The sequence below is a fragment of the Hoeflea sp. AS60 genome, assembly GCF_038900115.1.
Classification (GTDB): domain Bacteria; phylum Pseudomonadota; class Alphaproteobacteria; order Rhizobiales; family Rhizobiaceae; genus Hoeflea.
Window position 1 is genome coordinate 1,149,988 of sequence record NZ_JBBMQP010000002.1, and the last position, 20,450, is coordinate 1,170,437.

A 20,450-nucleotide genomic window follows, 5' to 3' on the forward strand; every position below is an offset into this window, starting at 1 on the left:
CAAGAGCGAGAGATGGAAGACTTGTTCCGGCTGGGCGATTGCTTTTCGCGGCATTGCCATTACCTTTCCGCTTCATGACGAGGATATCACGCATCATGACGCAAGTTTCCCCGGCACCTTATGCCGGCACAAGCAGATCAGGCTGGGTCGGCCGCACGTTCACCGCGGCGACCGCAGCATTGCTGTCCCTCTCGCTTGCCGTGCCGGCCCAGGCCCAAGGGAAGGCCGCAGTGGTGCGCGATGCGGAAATCGAAACCCTTCTCAAGGACTATGCAACACCGGTGCTCAAGGCTGCGGGTTTGAAAGCAAGCCGGGTGCAGATCGTCCTTGTCAACGATCCGAGTTTCAATGCCTTTGTCGACGGGCAACGCATTTTCATCAATACCGGCGCGCTTTCAGCGTCCACGGTGCCGAATGAAATCATAGGCGTGATTGCGCATGAGGCCGGTCACCTGGCAGGCGGGCATCAACAAAGACTGCGCGAACAGATTGCCACGGCCCAGACACTCGCCATCGTAGGCGGCCTGCTCGGGGCTGGAGCGATCGCCGCCGGCAGCATCGCTGGCAGCGAGAACGGAGCCCAGGTCGGTGGTGCACTGATTACTGCAACTCCAACCCTCGTTCAGCGCAATCTGCTCAGTTACCGGCGTTCGGAGGAAATGAACGCAGACCAGGCCGCCGCCCGATTTCTCAATGCCACCGGGCAGTCAATGCAGGGAATGCTGACCACATTCCAGCGTTTTTCCCAAAGCCTCTCCTTGTCCGGTGTTCAGGTGGACCAGTACCAGATCAGCCATCCGCTGCCGCGCGAACGCATAGCCCTGCTGGAAGAGCTGGCGCGCAAGAGCAAGTTTTTCGATACCAGGGACCCGCAGAGCCTGGTCGACCGGCATCAACTGATGCGCGCAAAGGTCGCCGCCTATTCGGGTGGCGCTGCCGCAGTGGTCCGACTGTTCTCGAAAGACCGGGGTTCACTGGCTGCGCGTTACGGCGACGCCATTGCAACGGATTTGTCAGGCAACTCCGCCGCAGCACTGAAAAAGATGGATGCCCTGATCCGTGAGCAGCCCGGCAACCCCTATTTCCATGAGTTTCGCGGAGAGATCCTGATCAAGCTTCGCAAGTCCGACGAAGCGATCAAGGCTTTTGCCCAGGCGGTCAAACTTGACCGGACGAAATCACCGCTGATACGTGCCAGGCTCGGATTTGCGCTCGTGGCGTCTGGCAAGAAGGGAAACATGAACCGCGCGATCGAGGAGTTGCGGGTTGCAATCCAGGCAGATCCCGACAATTTCAACGCCTACCGGAACCTCTCTCAAGCCTACGGACAGGCTGGCGACATTGCCAATGCAGAGCTGATCATGGCAGAGGGAAACTTCCGCGCAGGCAATCCCAGGGAGGCAAAGGTTTTTGCTGCCCGCGCGCTGCAGAAGCTGCCAAAGGGCTCGCCGGGCGCCATCCGCGCCAATGACATCTTAACCATCGGAAAATAGAAAGCTTTTGCGGAGTGCCTGACGCGACCCGCATGGACATTTAAAAGGATCGATCGACATGGGATTTCGCAACCGTACCGGCCTGATGGCCGCTGTTCTCATCGGGATGTCTACAGCGCTGCCGCTGCCGGCCGCAGCGCTCGACGACAGCCAGAAGCAGGAGTTCGGCGCATTCATCCGCGAGTACCTGCTGGCAAATCCGGAAATCGTGGAAGAGATGCGACAGGCGCTTGAAATCAAGAAGGAAGCGGAAAGCCGGGTGATGGCGCAGGCGGCGATCACCAACAACAAGGCAGCAATCTTCAATGCGCCCGAAGACATCGTGCTCGGCAATCCAGCCGGTGACGTCACCGTGGTCGAGTTCTATGACTACAATTGCGGCTTCTGCAAACGCGCCATGTCAGACATGACCGCGCTGCTCGAGAAGGACCCGAATGTCCGTTTTGTTCTCAAGGAGTTTCCGATCCTTGGACCGGACTCCTTGGCAGCTCACCGGGTGGCGATGTCATTCCGTGCGCTCGCGCCCGAGAAATATGGTGATTACCACATGAAGCTGCTGGGCGGGGATGTCCGCGCCACCGAGGAACATGCCGTTGAAGTTGCCAAGGAATTTGGCATTGATGAAGCGGCGTTGAGAGCCGGGATGGACGATCCTGCAATCGACAAGTCCATTCGCCAGACCTATGAACTTGCCAATGCACTGGGCATTTCCGGTACGCCCTCCTTTGTGATTGGCGATGAAGCGGTATTCGGCGCAGTCGGCGAGGAAGTCCTGCTTGGAAAGATCGCCAATATGCGCCAGTGCGAAAGCACTGTCTGCTGAGTTATCGCATCGGCTTGCAGTCGCGCTAAAGGCTTGAACGGCCTGATCAAGCCATTGTCACGGCTCAATCGCTTGTGGACAATGCGGCAAGCTCGCGAAAGTTTTCCAATGGCTTGGCCATACAGTGTATGGATGGACGCCGCAGGGCCTGTGCCGAATTGGCGGCAATCAAGCCTATTCTCAGCTGCTTGAACCGTGCGGGCTTGTCACCGGGCGGTTCGGGGCTGTAAAGGACAGACAACCAGCGGATTGGCCGAAACTGCCGTCCGCAACAACATAAACAAAGGCAAAAGTCCGATGGCAACACGAAAACCGTCGATCGACCAGGATCTGATCCGGGATCTGGCCAATATTCTCAACGAAACCGATCTCACCGAGATCGAGATCGAACAGGATGATTTGCGGGTACGGGTAAGCCGTGCCGGAACGCCCCAGATGATCCATGCTCCGATCGCCCAGCCGCAAATGTCCGCGCCTCAGCCTGCCGCAGCTGCTGCCCAGCCGGCGGCCGCTGCTACGCCAGCGCCGACATCGGTGAACGCCGTAACGGCTCCAATGGTCGGCACGGTGTATTTGTCGCCCGCGCCCGGAGCGAAGGCTTTTGTCGAAGTCGGCCAGTCGGTCAAGGAAGGCCAGACCATCCTGATCATCGAAGCGATGAAGACGATGAACCAGATTCCGGCTCCACGCTCCGGCAAGGTTGTCGACATCATGGTCGCCGATGGCGACCCCGTGGAATTCGCCGAACCAATGATCGTGATAGAATAAGTGAGCGAGCCTATGTTCTCCAAGGTTCTCATTGCAAACCGTGGTGAGATCGCACTCCGGGTCCTGCGTGCCTGCAAGGAGCTCGGCATCAAGACCGTCGCGGTGCACTCCACCGCCGACCAGGATGCCATGCACGTGCGCCTGGCCGACGAGAGTGTTTGCATCGGACCTCCACCGTCGCGCGACAGTTATCTCAACATTCACCAAATCGTTGCAGCCTGCGAGATCACTGGCGCTGATGCTGTGCATCCGGGCTATGGCTTTCTCTCCGAGAACGCGAAGTTCGCCGACATTCTGGATGCGCATGGCATCACCTTCATTGGGCCGACGGCGGATCACATTCGAATCATGGGTGACAAGATCACCGCCAAGAAAACCGCTGTAGCGCTTGGTATTCCCTGCGTTCCGGGGTCGGACGGCGAAGTGGTCGATGTGCCGCAAGCGCTCAGGGTTGCCGAGGAAACCGGCTATCCGGTGCTGATCAAGGCAACGGCAGGCGGCGGTGGCCGCGGCATGAAGGTCGCTCACAACTCGGATGAATTGTCTGAAGCGCTGTCGACCGCACGCCAGGAAGCCATGGCAAATTTCGGCAATGACGCGGTCTATATGGAGAAATACCTCGGCCAGCCCCGCCACATCGAGATCCAGGTGCTTGGCGACGGCGAAGGCAATGCTATCCACCTCGGCGAGCGCGACTGCTCGCTGCAGCGGCGTCACCAGAAGGTCTGGGAAGAGGCAAACTCGCCATCACTGAACGAAGATCAGCGGATGGAAATCGGCGAGATCTGTGCTGTGGCGATGCGCAAGCTCAAGTACCGCGGCGCGGGCACAATCGAGTTTCTTTATGAGAATGGCGAGTTCTATTTCATCGAAATGAACACCCGTCTGCAGGTGGAACACACCATCACCGAAGCGATTACCGGCATCGATCTGGTCAATGAGCAGATCCGGATTGCCTCAGGCGCCGGCCTTTCGCTGGCTCAGGAAGACGTCCGCTTCCATGGCCACGCCATCGAGTGCCGCATCAACGCGGAAGATCCCGATACCTTTGTCCCCTCACCCGGCACGATCACCCATTATCACCCTCCGGGCGGACTTGGTGTGCGCGTCGATTCCGGCGTCTATCAGGGCTATAAAATTCCGCCCTACTACGACAGCCTTATCGGCAAACTCATCGTTCATGGCAGGACACGGGTCGAATGCATGATGCGGCTCAGGCGGGCGCTGGACGAGTTCGTGGTTGACGGCATCAAGACCACGATCCCTCTTTTCCGCGACCTGCTGGCCAATCCGGACATCGCAAATGGCGACTACGACATCCACTGGCTGGAAAAATTTCTGGCCGACAAAGCTGGCAAGTAGGAACCTGCTGACTTTGGTCCGGGGAGGCTGACGTGCGGCACGGCGGCCATCCCCAGATCACGCCTGATTTGTTGCTGCGCGCCTATGCGTCGGGCCTGTTTCCTATGGCGGACTCCGCCGACGATCCGGATCTGTTCTGGCTCGAACCGGAATTGCGCGGGGTATTGCCGCTGGATGCATTCCACGTCCCCAAACGGCTTGCCCGTACGGTGCGTCAGATACCTTTCGAGATCCGCTTCAACACTGCGTTTGACGACGTCGTGTCAGCCTGCGCCGAAAGCGTCGAGAACCGCCCTTCGACCTGGATAAACTCCACGATTTCAGAACTCTACAGCAGCCTGCACCGCCTCAATCACGCCCACTCCGTGGAAGCCTGGCATGATGGCCAACTGGTTGGAGGTCTATACGGTGTTTCTCTCAGGCGGGCGTTCTTTGGCGAAAGCATGTTCAGCCGCGTGACCGACGCCTCCAAGGTTTGCCTGGTGCATCTGGTGACACGGCTTCGCGAGCGCGGATTTGTTCTGCTCGATACCCAGTTCACGACCGAGCACCTGAAGCGCTTTGGCGCAATTGATGTGCCGCGCGCAGACTATGCCGACATGCTGGCCGATGCGCTTGAGGGTCCCGATCTGGCTTTTTCCAGCCCGCCCTGAAGCGGCCCCACGCCGCCCCTCAAACCGCCACAGTGAACCGGTAGAGAGCGATCTCCTTCGCGCAAATCCAGCCTCTACAATCCGCCTAAGAGACACCCATAGCCCGCACTCAGGACGCCACGGTGCAGAACCCGGCATCCTCCCGCCAGAGCCATGCAATGAAAGAATGGAACCGTAGCAGGCGTATGAGCGTTTGATGATCGAAGGAACGTTTACCTTACAGGAGTTGCCCTCGTGACATTGACACGAATACTACTTGCCTCGACCGCCATCAGCCTTTCCAGCATTGGCTTTTCCCACGCCGCGCCTTTCAACCATATCCGCTCTCTAAGCCCTGCCCAGCCGGCTGTAACGCAATACCTCAACCGGGTGCAGTTGAGCGTCGCCGATGCAGAACTGAAGCTGGAGGAAGCGCAAGCCCGCAAGGCTGAAGCTGAGGCATCCGGCGGCGATGTTGCAATGGCTCAGGCAGAAATTGATGCTGCTCAAGCCGAGCTTGAAGCGGCTCAGGCCGCAGTGCAAGGAGAAGCGGCGCCAGCGGCGGAAACCCCTGCAGCACCCGAGGCGGCACCAGAAGCCGCTGCTGAACCGGCTCCCGCCGCGGAACCGGTGCCGGAACCCGCAGCAGAGCCTGCGCCGGAGCCCGTAGCAGAACCCGAGGCCACAGCAGAACCTGTAGAGGAACCTGTTGCTGAGCAGCAGCCCGAACCCGCGCAGGAAAAGCCTGCCGCTGAGCCCGAGCCCACGCCAGAACAACCTGCTGCCCCCGCCGTCGAAGAACCGGCACCTGAGACTGCTCCCGCAGTGGAAACTCCGGAAAAGGCACCGGAAGTAGAGGCTGCTCCCGAGGAGCCTGCCGCCACTGCTCCAGAGCCGGAAGCGGCAACACCAGCAGTCGAACCTGAGAAAGCTGCAGAGCCCGAAGCGGCTCCAGAACCAGCACCTGCGGAGGCCGCTGCTCCCGAATCAGAACCCAAGGCAGCTGCAGAACCGGAAGCAACCGCTGCCCCCGCAGAAACAAAGTCCGAAGAAGCGACAGCTGCAGATCCGGCTCCAGCAACGGAAGCTCCTGTGGATGCGGCGAAAGAGCCTGCTGCGACACCGGCGCCAGACGCGGCCGCTTCAGCCGAGCCCGACGCCAAGGCAGAGCCCGCTGCAGCGCAGGAAGAAGTCCTGACCCTGCCGGTCGAGGACGGTGCCCCGGTGCTTGATAGCGCCAAGGAAGAGCCTGCACCAAACGATGGAACCGCCCGGACAGCAGCTCCCGCTGCAACCGAACCTGCTGCCCCCGCTCCGACGTCCGACGCCGAGGCACAGTCGTCGGCTGCGAGAAGTGAACCTGCTCCCCAGGCACTCTCAGAGCGCGGCGAACGCGTGAACACTCGCCCGGAGCGCGAGGCGCAGACCAATGTGAGCATCATCAACCAGATCGACAACCGCACCATCATCGAAGTCGACAACCGCACCATTATCGACCATGACGACCGGGAAAGGCTCGAGGCCGGAAGCGACGAGGTCTATTATGAACGCCTGCGCGGCGGGCGGGTGCGTGAAGTCATCGTCAGGCCGAACGGCGTCCAGCTGGTGACGATCACGAATCGCTGGGGCGACGTCATTCAGCGCACACGGGTGATGCCCGATGGCCGTGAATACGTGCTGTTTTATGCCAGTGCCAACAGTGATGGATCGCGTGAAGCCTTTGTCGATCCGGGCAGGAAACTGCCTGCCTTGAGGTTGTCCATCCCGATTAACGAGTACATCCTCGATTCCACCGATGCCAAGCCGTCGGCATTTCTTGACTTCCTGATGGAACCACCGGTCGAAAATGTCGAACGCCTCTATTCGGTCGAGGAAGTCCGCAGGTCTGCCCGTATTCGCGATAAGGTTCGCCGCATCGATATGGACAGTCTGACATTCGAATTCGGCAAGGCGACGATCGCTGATGACCAGATTCAGCGGCTTTCCGATGTTGCCGGCGCGATGACAAAGATCCTTGATAAGAACCCCGCCGAGACCTTTCTGATTGAGGGTCATACGGACGCGGTTGGCCGCGATCAGGCAAACCTCTTGCTCTCAGACCGGCGCGCGGAAACAATCGCCGTCGCTCTGAGCGATGTGTTTGGCATTCCGCCTGAGAACCTGATCACGCAGGGCTATGGCGAACGCTTTCTCAAGGTTCGGACGGAGGCACCGGAACGCTTGAACCGCAGGGTTACCATCCGTCGGATCACACCCTTGGTTTCCCCTGTCGCGTCCCGCTGATCCGGGTCTGCAAATCTGAAACCCGAAGCGCCGCGCAATCTCATGGTTGCGCGGCGCTTTGCTGTTTGTGCCAGCATAATATGGCCAAGATTTTCCGGACTGTCTCAGGCATTGCCTCGCGGATCCATTTTTATGCCTGCTCAACGACAGCCAACGGCCTGGAGCTTTCGTCGGAGCCTGGCTTTTGCGTTTGGGCTCCATGCGCTCATGATCGTGCTGTTGCTGCTTACGCCCACCGCACGCAGGTTGGTGCCCGAACAGATGGACAGCGTCTCTGTCGAAGTCGTTGTTCAATCCACACAGCCCGCAGTCGCGCGGAGTTCGCCAGTGGTCGAATCACCACCCCAAGACAAGCTGATCTATCCGGCGGTGCTGGCCATTCCTGCCCCGCAGAAAAGCGCCGACGTACTGCCCTCCCCGCCGCGTGATCAGGTCCCCGTCACAACCGAATTGCGGACTGTTACGCGCTTGTTTTCAGCTTCAGTCCTGGCCGAACCACGAAATGCCCAGGCGCGCCAGGGGCTGGGTCAGCTCGCAGGTGACGAGAAAGCCGTCCAGATTTGCAATCTCGAGGCCATGGAGCAAGCTGCACGGCAGCAGGAAAGCCTGCATCCGGACTTTGTCGTCGCCTATGCGACGGCCGACATACTGATGCAGGAAGATCTGGTGATTGCTGAAGGTGCAGCGCTTCGCAGCCGACCGGACTGGCTCACTTTGCGCTATCGTTGCAGGGTTCAGCCTGACCGGACGGGCGTCATCGCCTTCTCGTTCGCGCTCGACGGTGCGATTCCACGCTCGCGCTGGCAGGAGATCAGTCTGCCCTCAGGCAGCGATTGAACATCAGATGCAGATCAGTTGGTTTTTTCCGGCGCAGGAACGTCGGACTCCTGCTTGCAGTCTTTCAGCCAGACGTCATAGACGGCATGGTCAACTGCATTCAGTCCGGGGGAATCAGCGAACATCCAGCCGGTGAACAGGCGTCGGATCTTGCGATCGAGCGTGATCTCGTCGACCTCGACAAACGTGTCAGTCTTCGGCGGCTCTGTCTCGTCGCGGCTGTAGCAAACACGCGGCGTTACCTGCAACGCACCGAATTGCACGGTCTCTCCGACATAAACATCGAATGTGGTGATTCGCCCGGTGATCTTGTCGATGCCAGAAAACACCGCGACCGGGTTTTCAATGCGCGCGGCATTGGCCGGAGCAGCTGCTCCGAACACGGCCAGAGCGGCAAAGACAACCGCGCCTGCGCTTCTTGCAAGATTGTTGAGTTGGAAAATCATTCGCTTCACTCGTCACAATGCCCGATCAGGGCCGTTCCCGGCATGTCATCGGCCGGGAGATTAACCCACCGCCGTCAATGAAGCGTTAACCATGAAATGTGGCATGGCTGCGCCAAGAACTGGCTGGAGATCAGGATTTCGGTGTCCAGGCGTCATAATCGCCGGTCACATGGGGACGCGCGCCCTGATTGAGGATCGAACCCTTGGGGTGGTATGCGCGCCCGGTGCCGGTCATGTTGGCTTCGTGCGCCAGTTCCCAGGGTTTTGCCACATAGGTTTCTGCAGCTGGCGAGACGTCGGTACGATGATGCATCCAGCCGTGCCAACCGGGGGGAATCGCCGACGGTTCAGAAGGACCATTGAATATCACCCAGCGGCGGGTGCGGCCTTCGGAGTCGGAACCACCTTCATAATAGATGTTGCCGCCCGCATCCTCGCCAACCCGCTTGCCATGGCGCCAGGTATGAAACCGGGTCCCCAGGGTTTGTCCGTTCCACCAGGTGAATATCTGAAGAAGTAGCGCCTTCATGAAAGCCTCTCGTCCGTGGACCTGGCGGCCATATTGCAGCCGCGTCACATGTCGCCTTATGGCCCGCTCGGACGGCATTGTCCAGTGTCGGCCAGCTGTTGGTCAGCGCAATTTCATCTTGAAGCCGAGATGGCTCTGGCTGAAGCCGAGACGTTCGTAAAACCGGTGAGCGTCACGGCGAGTGGCGTTTGAGGTCAACTGCACCAGACGCACGCCACTGGCCCTGCCCTCATCAATCGCATGGTTGACCATTGCCTGGCCAATTCCATGCCCGCGCATGTCGCTGCGGGTGTGGACCGCCTCGATGGTCAGGCTTGTGCTGCCCTTGCCGGTCAGCGACGTGATCAGCGTGGTCTGAAAGGTGCCCACCACCTCGCCATTGCGGACGGCCACGAAAAGGCTGTCATTGGGACTATCTGCAATTGCGTCGAATGCAGCGAGATAGGCCGGCAGATCGGCAGGATCTGCGCTGTCGCCGTGTCCGCCAAGAGTATCCTGGGCGAACATAGCCGCGATGGCTTGCACATCACCCCTAGCAGCCGTGCGAATTTCCACGTTGTTTGTCATGCACTCACCTAACCGCCATCTTCGTGCCGTTGGGGATCCCGCTTACAATAAGCGCCGCGCGCCGCAGCTCGCGTCAGGCCCCTGATCGGTGGCGAACTAGCACAGCTTGGCCAACGTGTCGTTCGGCAAACGTGCAGGAAACCATCTTGATGCACCATCCAAGGGCCATACTGTTACACGGGAAAACGCTTCAGGAATGACAGGGGCTAGGAGATAGAGCCGAACTGATCCGGACTTCACCTCACCCGGCAAGCGATTTTGTCATGATCAGAGCGGGGATACCCGACTGGCTCTTGCCGCAATTGTCTGTACGGCCGGTCTCTTTCATGCCGTGCGCCTGATAAAATGCGATCGCCGGCTCGTTGCCGGGATCAACTTCAAGCGTCAGGCTTTGAGCGCCGGGGAAACAGGTCTCGATTTCGGCAAACAGATCCCGCCCGATCCCCAGGCCCTGGCATTCGGGCCGGACATAGAGCTGATGCAGGGAGACCACATGCGTGCCTGTGGCATGACTGGCAAAGGCCACTCCGCCGATCTGATTGCCATCATCGGCCACCAGAAATTCGCCGTCCGGGCGGGCAAGAGCTGCTTTCACCGCAGCTTCCGAATGCCAATCGGCAATGATCTCCTCGACCTTCGCCGCGCCGTAAAACGGCGCATAGGTGGCGTGCCAGGTCTGAGCCAGAACCTCGCGGATGGCTGCAATGTCTTTGGATGAGGCGGATCTGACGAAGAACATGATGCGCGGGTTACTCCACGATGCCGAGCTTGGCCTTGACCAGTTCCTGAACCGCAGCCGGATTGGCCTTACCGCCGGTTGCCTTCATCACCTGGCCGACGAACCAGCCGGCAAGCGCCGGCTTGGCCTGGGCCTTGGCCACCTGATCCGGGTTGGCGGCGATCACCTCGTCGACAGCCTTTTCGATGGCGCCGGTGTCGGTGACCTGCTTCATGCCACGCTTTTCTACGACATCGGCCGGATCGCCACCCTCTTCCCAGATAATCTCGAACAGGTCCTTGGCAATCTTGCCGGAAATCGTGCCGTTCTTGATCAGGTCGATCACACCGCCGAGCTGGGCGGGGGAAAGCGGAGTCTCTTCAATGCCTTTGCCGGATTTGTTCAACGCACCCAGGAGGTCGTTGATGACCCAGTTTGCCGCCATCTTGCCATCGCGGCCGGCTGCCACTTCCTCGAAGTAGTCGGCAATGGCTTTTTCAGACACGAGGATCGAGGCGTCGTAGACGCTCAGGCCCATGTCGCGTACCAGCCGCGCCTTCTTGTCGTCCGGCAATTCCGGCAGGTCTGCCTTCAACGCATCGACAAAGGCCTGACTGAATTCGAGAGGCAGAAGATCGGGATCGGGGAAATAGCGGTAATCATGCGCGTCTTCCTTCGAGCGCATGGAGCGGGTCTCACCCTTGCCGGGATCAAACAGGCGGGTTTCCTGGTCGATGCTGCCACCATCCTCGATGATGGCGATCTGGCGGCGTGCCTCGTAGTCGATGGCCTGGCCGACAAAGCGGATCGAGTTGACATTCTTGATCTCGCAACGGGTGCCGAACTCGCCGCCTGGCTTGCGAACAGACACGTTGACGTCGGCGCGCATCGAACCTTCGTCCATGTTGCCGTCGCAGGTGCCGAGATAGCGCAGGATCGATCTGAGCTTGGTGACATAGGCCTTGGCCTCGTCAGCCGAGCGCATGTCGGGCTTGGAGACGATTTCCATCAGCGCCACGCCGGAGCGGTTGAGATCGACATAGGACATCGACGGATGCTGGTCGTGCATCGACTTGCCGGCGTCCTGCTCAAGGTGAAGCCGCTCAATACCGATCTCGATGTCTTCGAACTGACCCTGGCGGTCCGGTCCGACAGAGATGATGATCGTGCCTTCGCCGACAATCGGATCCTTGAACTGGGAGATCTGATAGCCCTGCGGCAGATCGGGGTAGAAGTAGTTCTTGCGATCGAAAACCGAACGATTGTTGATCTGCGCCTTCAGGCCAAGACCGGTGCGCACTGCCTGGGACACGCACTCCTCGTTGATGACCGGCAGCATGCCGGGCATGGCGGCATCAACCAGGCTGACGTTGGAATTGGGTGCCTTGCCGAATTCGGTCGACGAGCCGGAAAACAGCTTCGAATTGCTGGTCACCTGGGCGTGGACTTCCAGACCGACAATGATCTCCCAATCGCCAGTGGCGCCGGGAACCAGACGTTTCGGATCAGGGGTGCGTGTATCGACGAGGGTCATTGCAGGCTCATTATCTTAGAAGGATCAGCTCCCTGTCGGGTAGAACAAAGCCGGCTCGACTGCAAGGCTTTCCGGGCATTGAGGGCTGCAACTGCTGCGAAACCAAGTGCAAAAAGTTTGATCAAGATCAATGCTGCCATACGGTGCTCATGGAATTCTTGTCGCAACATCGAAGAGGAGCACAGGCCATGAGCGTACTTGATATTTTCAAACGGTTGACGAAACAGGCGGACCTGATGGATGCCATGATGCACAAGCTGGGCGTCGCTGACGAAATCTGGAAACTGCCCGATCACGCCGGCGTGCTGCGCCGGGCTGCCAATCGCTGCCTGACCTGCGACCGGCCTGATTCCTGCCAGCAATGGCTGTCGCACGAAACCCAGCCCGACGAAGCTCCATCCTTTTGTCGCAACCATGACCTTTTCGAGCGGGTGCTCAACACCGCGGAAACGAAGACGCAACCCGCAGCCTGATTTTACATCTCCCTCAAGGCAAAGTCATCTTTGCCCGACTTAAGAACCCGGATCGGACACTCCGCATCCGGGTCTTTTTTTGTCCGGTGACAGCTGGCCCCGGCTTCGAATAACGCACCCGGTGCGGCAGCGATGGCAGTCACATGCTGTAAAGGCCGTATTCGCCTGTTCCCGGATCAACAGGTTCGCTGCCAGGCTCGAATTCCTTGACCATTTCCACCTTGTCGATGTCTTCATCCAGCGGCTCGGAGTACGCGACAAAATAGGTTTTGACGCGGTAGCCCAACCTTTTGTAGAGCCGGATAGCGCCGCTGTTGCGGGCATGAGTGTCAAGCCTTGCGGTTGAGTAACCGCGTTCCCTGATGCCGGATTCTATCTTGTCCAGGAGTGCCGTGCCGATGCCCCTGCCCTGGTATTCCGGCAGCACCCAGAGATCAGTGACGAAGTCATCGGCTTTTTCGCACGCCCCCCAGCCGGCCACGACTCCATCCCATTCGGCGACCAGAATATCGGGCCAGCCTTTTGTGCAGAAATCAAAGTAGGCCTGTTCGGCGTTTGCGCGAAGGCGTTCCGCATCCTCGCCCCAGACGCGGATGGCCTTCTCCCAGGCTGCCAGACCGATCTTGGCGAGGTCCTGAGCTTCGGCGGAAGTGGCAGGCCGGATAGCAAGCATTTTTACCGCTCCGTGATTTCATGCCCCCTGAGACGCGAGCCAATTGTCATGACTTTCGCCGGAATCAGCCAATTCATCAAGCCCCACGGTGTTTCGCACCATTTTCACAGGCCACGGAGCCCATGAAGGGCTGGCTGGCCTCAGAAGATCTCAACCATGAAAATGCAAAAACGGCGCCCACTGGCGCCGTTATCTTGTTGCCGCTATCGTTGAGGCGATCCTACCACCACTGCTTGGGCTCGAACCGGCCTGCCGCCTGCTCGATAACGTGGGCGGTCTTGAACAGGGTTTCCTCTTCGAACGGACGGCCGATCAGCTGCAGACCGAGCGGCAGACCCTTCGGGTCAAGGCCCGCAGGAACTGAAATTCCAGGAAGGCCGGCCATGTTGACGGTGACGGTGAAGACGTCCTGCATGTACATCTTGACCGGATCGCTCGCCAGGCTCTCGTCACCGATGGCAAAGGCCGAGGACGGGGTTGCTGGCGTCAGGATGGCGTCGACGCCGGCCTCGAAGGCCAGCTCGAAATCGCGCTTGATCAGGGTGCGAACCTTCTGGGCACGCAGGTAATAGGCGTCGTAATAGCCGGCGGAGAGCACATAGGTGCCGATCATGATGCGGCGTTTGACTTCCTGGCCGAAACCTTCGGCACGGGTCTTCTCGTACATGTCGGCAATGTCCTTGCCGGGCACGCGCAGGCCGTAGCGGACACCGTCATAGCGGGCCAGGTTGGACGAGGCTTCGGCGGGGGCTACGATGTAATAGGCGGGCAGCGCGTATTTGGTGTGCGGCAGCTCAATGTCGACGATTTCGGCGCCGGCATCCTTGAGCCAGGCAATGCCCTTCTGCCACAGCGCTTCGATCTCTTCAGGCATGCCCTCGATGCGATATTCACGAGGGATGCCGATTTTCAGGCCCTTGACCGAACCGCCGAGTGCCGCTTCGTAATCAGGCACCGGCATGTCCACGGAGGTGGTGTCCTTGGCGTCAACCGAGGCCATCGACTTGAGCAGGATAGCCGCATCGCGCACGTCGCGGGCAATCGGGCCGGCCTGATCGAGCGATGAGGCGAAGGCTGCAATGCCCCAGCGCGAGCAACGGCCATAGGTGGGCTTGATGCCGACCGTGCCGGTGAATGCGGCCGGCTGGCGGATGGAGCCGCCGGTATCGGTCGCCGTGGCGCCGGCGCACAGAAGTGCTGCAACAGCGGCTGCCGAGCCACCCGATGAACCACCAGGAACGAGGTTTGCATTGGAGCCTTCGGCGCGCCAGGGGTTGATCACAGCGCCATAATAAGATGTCTCGTTGGACGAGCCCATGGCGAACTCGTCCATGTTGAGCTTGCCGAGCATCACAGCGCCATCGGCCCAGAGATTGGCCGTGACAGTCGATTCGTAACGCGGCTCGAAGCCGTCGAGCACGTGGGAACAGGCCTGGGTGTGCACACCCTCGGTGGCGTAGAGATCCTTGACGCCGAGCGGGATGCCCTCAAGTGCACCGGCTGTGCCGCCAGCGCGGCGGGCGTCGGAAGCTTTCGCCATCTCGCGCGCCTTGTCAGCGGTGATTTTCACATAGGCGTTGATCGCCGGGTTGGCGGCATCGATAGCAGTCAGATAGGCATCGGTCAGCTCGACGCTTGAGAGCGCTCCCTTGCCCATCTGGTCACGGGCTTCGGCGATGGTCAGGCGGATCAGGTCGGTCATGCGGACAACTTCTTTTCAAGGAACCGGAAATAGCCGGAAACAGGATAATCGAGGACTGCACCACATTCGGTGCAGCCAAGGTGTTCTGAAAGCCGGTCGGCGGCAACGAGGCCCCCAGCCGGGTACGGCGCTTCTATGGCGACCGAAACAGCCATCGTCCTACTCGACGACCTTCGGGACGAGAAAGAAATTATCGGTCGTTTCAGGTGCGTTGGCGACGATGTCATCGGCCTTGGCGCCGTCGCTGACCACGTCATGACGCTTTTTCATCGCCATCGGGCTGACAGAGGTCATCGGCTCAATGCCATCGACGTTGACTTCGGACAGCTGCTCGACGAACCCCAGGATCGTATTGAGTTCGCCTTCCATGCGGGCGGCTTCCTCGTCGGTGACCGCAATGCGGGCAAGGTGCGCAACGCGTTTGACGGTGGCAAGATCTACGGACATCGGGTCCTCATCGGGTGGTGTGAACAGGTGGCCCCGCTATAGCGGCGAGCGGGGACGCGCGCAACTGCGGGGCACGGATTTGTCGGCTTGCGGGTTGCGAATGGCTGCGTCAGACCACAACACTTTCACCGGATTTGGGGGCGGCGACGTTCTTGGCGTCGTCTTCCATGGCTTCCAGGAACGCGTCCGGTGTCTGATCGAGGATCGGGAACGTGCCGTAGTGGCAAGGCAAGACCTTGGCGAAGGAGAAGTACCGTCGGCAGGCAAGGGCTGCCACCGCGCCGCCCATGGTGAAGCGGTCACCTATGGGGACAATGCCGATCTCCGGGCGATGCAGCTCGTTGATCAGCGCCATGTCAGAGAAAATATCGGTGTCGCCCATGTGCAGGAGCCCGGGCTCGTCGTCAAAATGCAGCATCAGGCCGTTGGCACTGCCCAGCGAATGCGACACGCCGTCTGTGGTGATCTGGGCCGAGGAGTGGAATGCGTTGACGAAGGTGGCAGAGAAGCCGTCAAGCGTGATGGTGCCTCCGGTGTTGCCCATATCGAGCCGCTCAACACTCTGATGGCGGCCGAGCCACATGCCAAGATCGTAGTTGCAAACCACGACCGCGCCAGTCTCTTTTGCGATCGCGGCAGTGTCGCCGATGTGGTCTGCATGGCCGTGTGTGAGCAGGATGTGGGTGACATCCTTGACTGCATCCTTGCGGTCATTGCCTTCAAAGCCCGGATTGCCGGTGAAGAAAGGATCGATCAGGATCGTCGATTTGGCGGTTTCGAGCCGGAACGCCGCATGGCCTAGCCAGGTTATCTTCATGGATTGCACTCCCTCGCATTTGTCGAATTTGTTCGCTAAAGCCACCATCTAGCGCGGCTGAGGCTGTGGCGCAAAGGCGGAGAGCGAAAAATGGCGGCTATCACCATCGAAGAGCTGGTCGAACAGATCAAGCCCGGACAGACAATCGCCGGCATCGACCTGGGCACGGAGACCATCGGACTGGCGGTTTCGGACCTGTCGCTCAGGCTTGCCTCGCCGCGGTCGATGATCAAGCGCAAGAAGTTCACCCTCGACGCGATTGCCCTGATTGCAGCGCTTGAGCAGAACAAGGCCGGGGCGGCGGTGATCGGACTGCCGGTCAACATGGACGGCAGCGAAGGGCCTCGCGTCCAGGCCACGCGCGCCTTTGTCCGTAACATGGGGCAAAAGACCGATCTGCCATTCGTATTCTGGGACGAGAGACTGTCGACTGTGGCTGCAGAACGCGCGTTGATCGAAATGGATGTATCGCGAAAGAAGCGCAAGGAGCGGATCGATTCGGCCGCTGCCAGCTTCATCCTGCAGGGTGCGCTCGACCGGTTGACCGGCCTGCGCGCCCAGAAAGCTGTATCAGGAGATTCGTGAATACTCGGCGTCGGCGCTGTTGGATGTCCGCATCTCGTCTTCGTGCTTTTCAGTCCATCCAAGCATCTTGCGAACAGCCGCCCAGATTTGCTTGCGACGGCGTTTGATCACGATAAAACCGACGACCAGAAACGTGTCGAAGATGATCGCCTTCAGCACCAGCGGCGGGATTGATTCGGGCGGAATGCCGAGCAGATTTCCGTAGATTGTGAAAACCAGATCGTGCAGGTCGCGGCTCAGGATCCTGTAGCCGAAATTGATGTCGTAGTAGGACAGGCCATACCAGCTGCCAAGCAGGATAATGGGGACGATCCAGAGGACGAGAAACACCTTCATGGTCGAATTCCATGTCTGGAGAGAGACGCCATCTGCGCGCTGAAGGCCGCATGATTGGCAGCATGATCAGCAATGACCTGTTCAAGCTCGCCCGCCCCCATATCGGCGACCACATCGGGCTCGATCCGCGATTGGCCAAGGGACATGACGGTGAGAAAGAGACCACCCAGGGCGCCGAATTCCAGCGCCAGCAGCGCGCCCGCCTGACCGCCGGCAAAGAACACCAGAGTTGTCAGCATTGCGGCCAGCGCCGTGCAAGCCACTGCCCCTTGCGCCAAAGGACGCGCCTCGTGTTGTTCCCGTTCCTGGCCAAAGACGTAGAATATCATCGCGAACAGAAGCAAACCGGCAGAACCGGCGCTGAACCCGCCGAGAAGCCCGAACACGACGCTTTGCCCGACCGGGGACAGACCGATGGAGTGCATCGCGGCAACAGCCGTATCAACCAGCCCGGCATCTGCGAACAGGGTCAATCCGGCCAGACTGACACCGCCCTGCGGTGCGTAGGTCACAACCAGCGCCAGGAGCGACAGGTAGCATACCCAGAACAGCATCATGGAGGCGTAATACAGGCGGCTTGATATCATCACGGATCCGTCGAAGCTCGTGGGATGTGGTTAATCTCAAGGGACAGCATGACGGTGGCAGCCTGCCCACGCAACGTTAACCTTCCATTAAGGTTAACAGCCGCCATTGCCCAACGCTTCCGAGCCGCTTATGAGGAGGCACACTTCATCCGGCGACACCCATGATCCCCATTTTCGAAAGCATCCTGCCGATTTTCCTGATCGTGCTCCTTGGTGTGGTCCTGCGCCGCGCCCGGGTCATCGACCAGAGCGTCTGGCCGGGTCTGGAAACGCTGGGCTACTACCTGTTCTTCCCGGCCTTGTTGTTCCTGACCCTGGCCAAGGCTGATTTTGCCGGACTTGAACTGGGCACCGTTTCGCTGGTCTCGCTGCTGGCGGTCGCCGTGATGACCGTGCTTCTTGTCGTCCTTCACCCGCTGGCCCGCGCGAGGGGAATGTCGGATGCGAGCTACACATCGCTGTTTCAGACATCCTCGCGCTGGAATGCGTTCATAGCGCTCGCAATCGCGGAGAAACTGTCGGGTCCAACCGGGCTCGCACTCGTTGCCCTGGTCATGGCTGTCATCATCATTCCGCTCAACCTGATCAACGTCACGATGCTGATCTGGTACGGAACCGGCGCGCGCAGCATGCGCACGCTCGCCAAGCGCATCATCGGCAATCCGCTGATCCTGGGATGCATGGCCGGTCTTGTCGTCAATGCCCTGCCCTTCGGTCTCTATGAACCGGTTGCCGAAGCTGTTGACCTGATCGCGCGGGCATCGCTTGGACTGGGGCTGCTGATGGTCGGAGCCGGTCTGAAAATCACCGACGCGCTTCGTCCGGGACCATCTGTGCTGACGCCCGTCGCGCTCAAGCTGATCGTCTTTCCGGTCATCATGGTCGGGGTGGCGGTCGGATTTGGATTGAGCGGCGAGACGGTGATGATCCTGGCTCTCTGCGCGGCTGTTCCGACAGCGATGAACGGCTACCTGCTGGCGCGCCAGATGGGTGGCGATGCGCCGCTCTATGCCGCCATCACCACGGTGCAGACGGTTGCATCTTTCCTGACAATTCCGGCCGTGATGTGGGCCGCCGGGCTGGTTGTGAGCGCTCAGGCAGCCGGCGGATAGAGCATATCGACAATCTGTCGCGCATCAAATCTCGCATCGAGCATGCCATAGGTCGAGCGCCATGACCCGCCAAGTCGGGTCTCGACAAAAGCTTCGGCAACATGGCCGGCTCCCAGACGGGTCAGTTCCGCTGCTGCGGCGGCCAATGCAAGCTGTTCGGTCAAGAGCCTGGCAGCCCCTTCATCGCTTTCGGCAACCGCCATGCAGGCACGCAGCACATCGACGGTGCGCGGCCCGGCGGCGCCAAGGTCCCGATTGATGCTTTCAAGCGCCACATCGCAAAGGTCACGGCCGCGGGTCAGCACTCTCAAGACATCGAGCGCCATGACATTTCCGGAGCCTTCCCAGATCGCGTTGACCGGCGCCTCGCGATAGTGCCGGGCCACGGCACGCTCCTCGACATAGCCATTGCCGCCCATGCATTCCATCACTTCATAGATGACGGATGGGGCGATCTTGCAGACCCAGTATTTGACCACCGGAGTTAGCAGCCTGGCAATTGCGGCTTCGGTCGGGTTTTCGCGCGCGTTGTCAAAGGCACGTGCCAGACGCATCGACAGCGCAGTCGCGGCAGCAATATCGAGCGCCAGATCGGCGAGCACGCGAACCATTAGCGGCTGATCGATCAGCAATTGCCCAAAGACGCGCCGATGGCGGCAGTGATGCACGGCTTCGGCAAGGCTCGCACGCATCATGCCGGCCGAAGCCAGGGCACAATCAAGCCGCGTCAACGTCACCATATCCAGAATGGTGCGCACCCCCTCGCCTTCTCCGCCGAGCAGAAAGCCGAATGTGTCGCTGAACTCGACTTCGGATGATGCGTTGGAGCGGTTGCCAATCTTGTCTTTCAACCGCTGCAGACGCAGACCGTTGAGGTTTCCATCCTCGAGAATGCGCGGCACCAGAAAGCAGCTCAAATCGCCGCTTGTGTCGGTGCCGGTCTGGGCCAGCATGACGAAGGCGTCAGACATCGGTGCCGACAGGAACCATTTGTGACCGGAAAGGCGGTAAACACCCTCGCCGGCACGTGTCGCAACGCTCTGGTTGGCGCGCACATCGGTGCCGCCCTGTTTCTCGGTCATGCCCATTCCGATGGTCACGCCGGATTTCTGCATCGCCGGGCGGTGGCTCGAATCGTAGCGCCGCGACACCACCTGCGGCGCCCAGGCCTTTTCGATGCGTGGCGAGGCCATGATGGCGGCAATCGAGGCGTTGGTCATGGTCAGCGGGCACAGATGGCCGCACTCGAGACCTGCGGTGAGAAAGAACCTTATGGCGCGGGCCTGATGGGCGTAGCCGGCCTCTTCGCGCCGGCCTTCCCAGACCGACCCCTGCAAGCCGGTTGCTACGCCCCGGCGCATCAGCGCATGCCAGCTCGGATGAAAATCGACCTGGTCGATGCGGTTGCCGAAACCGTCATGGGTTCTGAGCTCAGGTATGGCGCGATTGGCAATGCGGGCCAGATCCTGCGCTTCGGCCGAGGCCACGAATTTGCCCACCGTTTCAAAATCGATGCGAAGCGCGCGCGGCATGTCAGCGGCGATGTCCTTCAGCAGCGGATCGGAACGATAGGCATTGTGCCCGGAAAAAGGCGGGCTTTGATTGTCGGCCTGGGGGCCAAAGGCTTGGATCGGGCTCATCGGTCCTCGCTTACAGGGATTCGCGCGGTTTTGCATGGGGACATCGCGCATTTCAGGCTCCGGTATGCTTGCCCCTGCCACAGAAC

General features: G+C 60.0%; 22 protein-coding genes. 10 read left to right on the forward strand and 12 right to left on the reverse strand.

Annotated features, from left to right (window positions below):
- Positions 1-95: 95 nt before the first annotated feature.
- The 7 genes from WNZ14_RS15845 to WNZ14_RS15875 all read left to right on the forward strand — a co-directional run bounded on the left by WNZ14_RS15845 (position 96) and on the right by WNZ14_RS15875 (position 8,198).
- On the forward strand, positions 96-1,493 hold the full coding sequence (locus WNZ14_RS15845; RefSeq protein ID WP_342869591.1) for a M48 family metalloprotease: 1,398 nt from the start codon (positions 96-98) through the stop codon (positions 1,491-1,493).
- 58 nt (positions 1,494-1,551) lie between these two features.
- The gene (locus tag WNZ14_RS15850; RefSeq protein WP_342869592.1) at positions 1,552-2,316 is read left to right on the forward strand and encodes a DsbA family protein; all 765 of its coding nucleotides are present in this window, start codon (positions 1,552-1,554) and stop codon (positions 2,314-2,316) included.
- 297 nt (positions 2,317-2,613) lie between these two features.
- Entirely contained in the window at positions 2,614-3,084 is a 471-nt protein-coding gene (accB, locus tag WNZ14_RS15855; RefSeq protein WP_342869593.1) for an acetyl-CoA carboxylase biotin carboxyl carrier protein, read from the forward strand.
- 12 nt (positions 3,085-3,096) lie between these two features.
- Positions 3,097-4,446: an acetyl-CoA carboxylase biotin carboxylase subunit gene (gene accC, locus WNZ14_RS15860; RefSeq protein WP_342870253.1), complete on the forward strand. Its 1,350-nt coding sequence runs from the start codon at positions 3,097-3,099 to the stop codon at positions 4,444-4,446.
- Between the two features lie 32 nt (positions 4,447-4,478).
- Positions 4,479-5,099 (forward strand): leucyl/phenylalanyl-tRNA--protein transferase, encoded by a 621-nt coding sequence (gene aat, locus WNZ14_RS15865; RefSeq protein WP_342869594.1) that lies wholly within the window; start codon positions 4,479-4,481, stop codon positions 5,097-5,099.
- 234 nt (positions 5,100-5,333) lie between these two features.
- On the forward strand, positions 5,334-7,361 hold the full coding sequence (locus WNZ14_RS15870; RefSeq protein ID WP_342869595.1) for an OmpA family protein: 2,028 nt from the start codon (positions 5,334-5,336) through the stop codon (positions 7,359-7,361).
- A 132-nt stretch (positions 7,362-7,493) separates the two neighbouring features.
- Positions 7,494-8,198 carry a DUF930 domain-containing protein gene (locus WNZ14_RS15875; RefSeq protein ID WP_342869596.1) on the forward strand — a complete coding sequence of 235 codons (705 nt, stop codon included), beginning with the start codon at positions 7,494-7,496 and terminating at the stop codon, positions 8,196-8,198.
- A gap of 14 nt (positions 8,199-8,212) precedes the next feature.
- Here the strand turns inward: WNZ14_RS15875 and WNZ14_RS15880 are convergent, their stop codons facing one another.
- From WNZ14_RS15880 to gatB, 5 genes are all read right to left on the reverse strand, one after another.
- Positions 8,213-8,644, reverse strand: coding sequence for a DUF2155 domain-containing protein (locus WNZ14_RS15880; RefSeq protein ID WP_342869597.1), 432 nt, complete (start codon positions 8,642-8,644; stop codon positions 8,213-8,215).
- Positions 8,645-8,774: 130 nt separating this feature from the next.
- Positions 8,775-9,173: an NADH:ubiquinone oxidoreductase subunit NDUFA12 gene (locus WNZ14_RS15885; RefSeq protein ID WP_342869598.1), complete on the reverse strand. Its 399-nt coding sequence runs from the start codon at positions 9,171-9,173 to the stop codon at positions 8,775-8,777.
- Positions 9,174-9,275: 102 nt separating this feature from the next.
- Positions 9,276-9,740, reverse strand: a complete 465-nt coding sequence (locus WNZ14_RS15890) for a GNAT family N-acetyltransferase (protein ID WP_342869599.1) — start codon at positions 9,738-9,740, stop codon at positions 9,276-9,278.
- Between the two features lie 241 nt (positions 9,741-9,981).
- Complete coding sequence (locus WNZ14_RS15895; protein ID WP_342869600.1) at positions 9,982-10,479, reverse strand: GNAT family N-acetyltransferase; 498 nt, start codon at positions 10,477-10,479, stop codon at positions 9,982-9,984.
- A 10-nt stretch (positions 10,480-10,489) separates the two neighbouring features.
- Complete coding sequence (gene gatB, locus WNZ14_RS15900; protein ID WP_342869601.1) at positions 10,490-11,992, reverse strand: Asp-tRNA(Asn)/Glu-tRNA(Gln) amidotransferase subunit GatB; 1,503 nt, start codon at positions 11,990-11,992, stop codon at positions 10,490-10,492.
- 188 nt (positions 11,993-12,180) lie between these two features.
- On the opposite strand from gatB, the gene WNZ14_RS15905 reads away from it, so the two are divergent.
- A complete protein-coding gene (locus tag WNZ14_RS15905; RefSeq protein WP_342869602.1) occupies positions 12,181-12,465 on the forward strand; it encodes a DUF6455 family protein in 285 nt (94 codons plus the stop codon).
- A gap of 139 nt (positions 12,466-12,604) precedes the next feature.
- On the opposite strand, the gene WNZ14_RS15910 is transcribed toward WNZ14_RS15905, so the two are convergent.
- From WNZ14_RS15910 to WNZ14_RS15925, 4 genes are all read right to left on the reverse strand, one after another.
- The gene (locus WNZ14_RS15910; protein WP_342869603.1) at positions 12,605-13,138 is read right to left on the reverse strand and encodes a GNAT family N-acetyltransferase; all 534 of its coding nucleotides are present in this window, start codon (positions 13,136-13,138) and stop codon (positions 12,605-12,607) included.
- A gap of 220 nt (positions 13,139-13,358) precedes the next feature.
- Positions 13,359-14,840, reverse strand: coding sequence for an Asp-tRNA(Asn)/Glu-tRNA(Gln) amidotransferase subunit GatA (gatA, locus tag WNZ14_RS15915; RefSeq protein ID WP_342869604.1), 1,482 nt, complete (start codon positions 14,838-14,840; stop codon positions 13,359-13,361).
- Between the two features lie 159 nt (positions 14,841-14,999).
- Complete coding sequence (gene gatC, locus WNZ14_RS15920; RefSeq protein WP_342869605.1) at positions 15,000-15,287, reverse strand: Asp-tRNA(Asn)/Glu-tRNA(Gln) amidotransferase subunit GatC; 288 nt, start codon at positions 15,285-15,287, stop codon at positions 15,000-15,002.
- Between the two features lie 109 nt (positions 15,288-15,396).
- Positions 15,397-16,104, reverse strand: coding sequence for a metal-dependent hydrolase (locus WNZ14_RS15925; RefSeq protein ID WP_342869606.1), 708 nt, complete (start codon positions 16,102-16,104; stop codon positions 15,397-15,399).
- 90 nt (positions 16,105-16,194) lie between these two features.
- Between WNZ14_RS15925 and ruvX the strand changes: the two genes are divergently transcribed.
- Positions 16,195-16,689 carry a Holliday junction resolvase RuvX gene (gene ruvX / locus WNZ14_RS15930; protein WP_342869607.1) on the forward strand — a complete coding sequence of 165 codons (495 nt, stop codon included), beginning with the start codon at positions 16,195-16,197 and terminating at the stop codon, positions 16,687-16,689.
- Here the strand turns inward: ruvX and WNZ14_RS15935 are convergent.
- Both WNZ14_RS15935 and WNZ14_RS15940 read right to left on the reverse strand, forming a co-directional pair.
- Positions 16,675-17,025 (reverse strand): DUF6105 family protein, encoded by a 351-nt coding sequence (locus WNZ14_RS15935; RefSeq protein WP_342869608.1) that lies wholly within the window; start codon positions 17,023-17,025, stop codon positions 16,675-16,677. The two genes, ruvX and WNZ14_RS15935, sit on opposite strands and share 15 nt — an antisense overlap.
- Complete coding sequence (locus WNZ14_RS15940) at positions 17,022-17,612, reverse strand: hypothetical protein (protein WP_342869609.1); 591 nt, start codon at positions 17,610-17,612, stop codon at positions 17,022-17,024. The genes WNZ14_RS15935 and WNZ14_RS15940 overlap by 4 nt, the downstream gene beginning before the upstream one ends.
- A 161-nt stretch (positions 17,613-17,773) precedes the next feature.
- Between WNZ14_RS15940 and WNZ14_RS15945 the strand changes: the two genes are divergently transcribed.
- Entirely contained in the window at positions 17,774-18,724 is a 951-nt protein-coding gene (locus tag WNZ14_RS15945) for an AEC family transporter (RefSeq protein WP_342869610.1), read from the forward strand.
- Here WNZ14_RS15945 and WNZ14_RS15950 read toward each other — a convergent pair.
- The gene (locus tag WNZ14_RS15950) at positions 18,706-20,364 is read right to left on the reverse strand and encodes an acyl-CoA dehydrogenase family protein (protein WP_342869611.1); all 1,659 of its coding nucleotides are present in this window, start codon (positions 20,362-20,364) and stop codon (positions 18,706-18,708) included. The two genes, WNZ14_RS15945 and WNZ14_RS15950, sit on opposite strands and share 19 nt — an antisense overlap.
- Positions 20,365-20,450 lie beyond the last annotated feature (86 nt).

Excerpts from the sequence above, each read along its gene's own strand:
- WNZ14_RS15940 (WP_342869609.1), bottom strand. The coding sequence starts at position 17,612 with ATGATATCAAGCCGCCTGTATTACGCCTCCATGATGCTGTTCTGGGTA.
- WNZ14_RS15950 (WP_342869611.1), bottom strand. The coding sequence starts at position 20,364 with ATGAGCCCGATCCAAGCCTTTGGCCCCCAGGCCGACAATCAAAGCCCG.
- gatA (WP_342869604.1), bottom strand. The coding sequence starts at position 14,840 with ATGACCGACCTGATCCGCCTGACCATCGCCGAAGCCCGTGACCAGATG.
- accB (WP_342869593.1), top strand. The coding sequence starts at position 2,614 with ATGGCAACACGAAAACCGTCGATCGACCAGGATCTGATCCGGGATCTG.
- ruvX (WP_342869607.1), top strand. The coding sequence starts at position 16,195 with ATGGCGGCTATCACCATCGAAGAGCTGGTCGAACAGATCAAGCCCGGA.
- WNZ14_RS15925 (WP_342869606.1), bottom strand. The coding sequence starts at position 16,104 with ATGAAGATAACCTGGCTAGGCCATGCGGCGTTCCGGCTCGAAACCGCC.
- gatC (WP_342869605.1), bottom strand. The coding sequence starts at position 15,287 with ATGTCCGTAGATCTTGCCACCGTCAAACGCGTTGCGCACCTTGCCCGC.
- gatB (WP_342869601.1), bottom strand. The coding sequence starts at position 11,992 with ATGACCCTCGTCGATACACGCACCCCTGATCCGAAACGTCTGGTTCCC.
- WNZ14_RS15885 (WP_342869598.1), bottom strand. The coding sequence starts at position 9,173 with ATGAAGGCGCTACTTCTTCAGATATTCACCTGGTGGAACGGACAAACC.
- WNZ14_RS15845 (WP_342869591.1), top strand. The coding sequence starts at position 96 with ATGACGCAAGTTTCCCCGGCACCTTATGCCGGCACAAGCAGATCAGGC.
- WNZ14_RS15890 (WP_342869599.1), bottom strand. The coding sequence starts at position 9,740 with ATGACAAACAACGTGGAAATTCGCACGGCTGCTAGGGGTGATGTGCAA.
- WNZ14_RS15945 (WP_342869610.1), top strand. The coding sequence starts at position 17,774 with ATGATCCCCATTTTCGAAAGCATCCTGCCGATTTTCCTGATCGTGCTC.
- WNZ14_RS15910 (WP_342869603.1), bottom strand. The coding sequence starts at position 13,138 with ATGCTTGCTATCCGGCCTGCCACTTCCGCCGAAGCTCAGGACCTCGCC.
- WNZ14_RS15895 (WP_342869600.1), bottom strand. The coding sequence starts at position 10,479 with ATGTTCTTCGTCAGATCCGCCTCATCCAAAGACATTGCAGCCATCCGC.
- WNZ14_RS15850 (WP_342869592.1), top strand. The coding sequence starts at position 1,552 with ATGGGATTTCGCAACCGTACCGGCCTGATGGCCGCTGTTCTCATCGGG.
- WNZ14_RS15905 (WP_342869602.1), top strand. The coding sequence starts at position 12,181 with ATGAGCGTACTTGATATTTTCAAACGGTTGACGAAACAGGCGGACCTG.
- accC (WP_342870253.1), top strand. The coding sequence starts at position 3,097 with ATGTTCTCCAAGGTTCTCATTGCAAACCGTGGTGAGATCGCACTCCGG.
- WNZ14_RS15875 (WP_342869596.1), top strand. The coding sequence starts at position 7,494 with ATGCCTGCTCAACGACAGCCAACGGCCTGGAGCTTTCGTCGGAGCCTG.
- WNZ14_RS15880 (WP_342869597.1), bottom strand. The coding sequence starts at position 8,644 with ATGATTTTCCAACTCAACAATCTTGCAAGAAGCGCAGGCGCGGTTGTC.
- WNZ14_RS15935 (WP_342869608.1), bottom strand. The coding sequence starts at position 17,025 with ATGAAGGTGTTTCTCGTCCTCTGGATCGTCCCCATTATCCTGCTTGGC.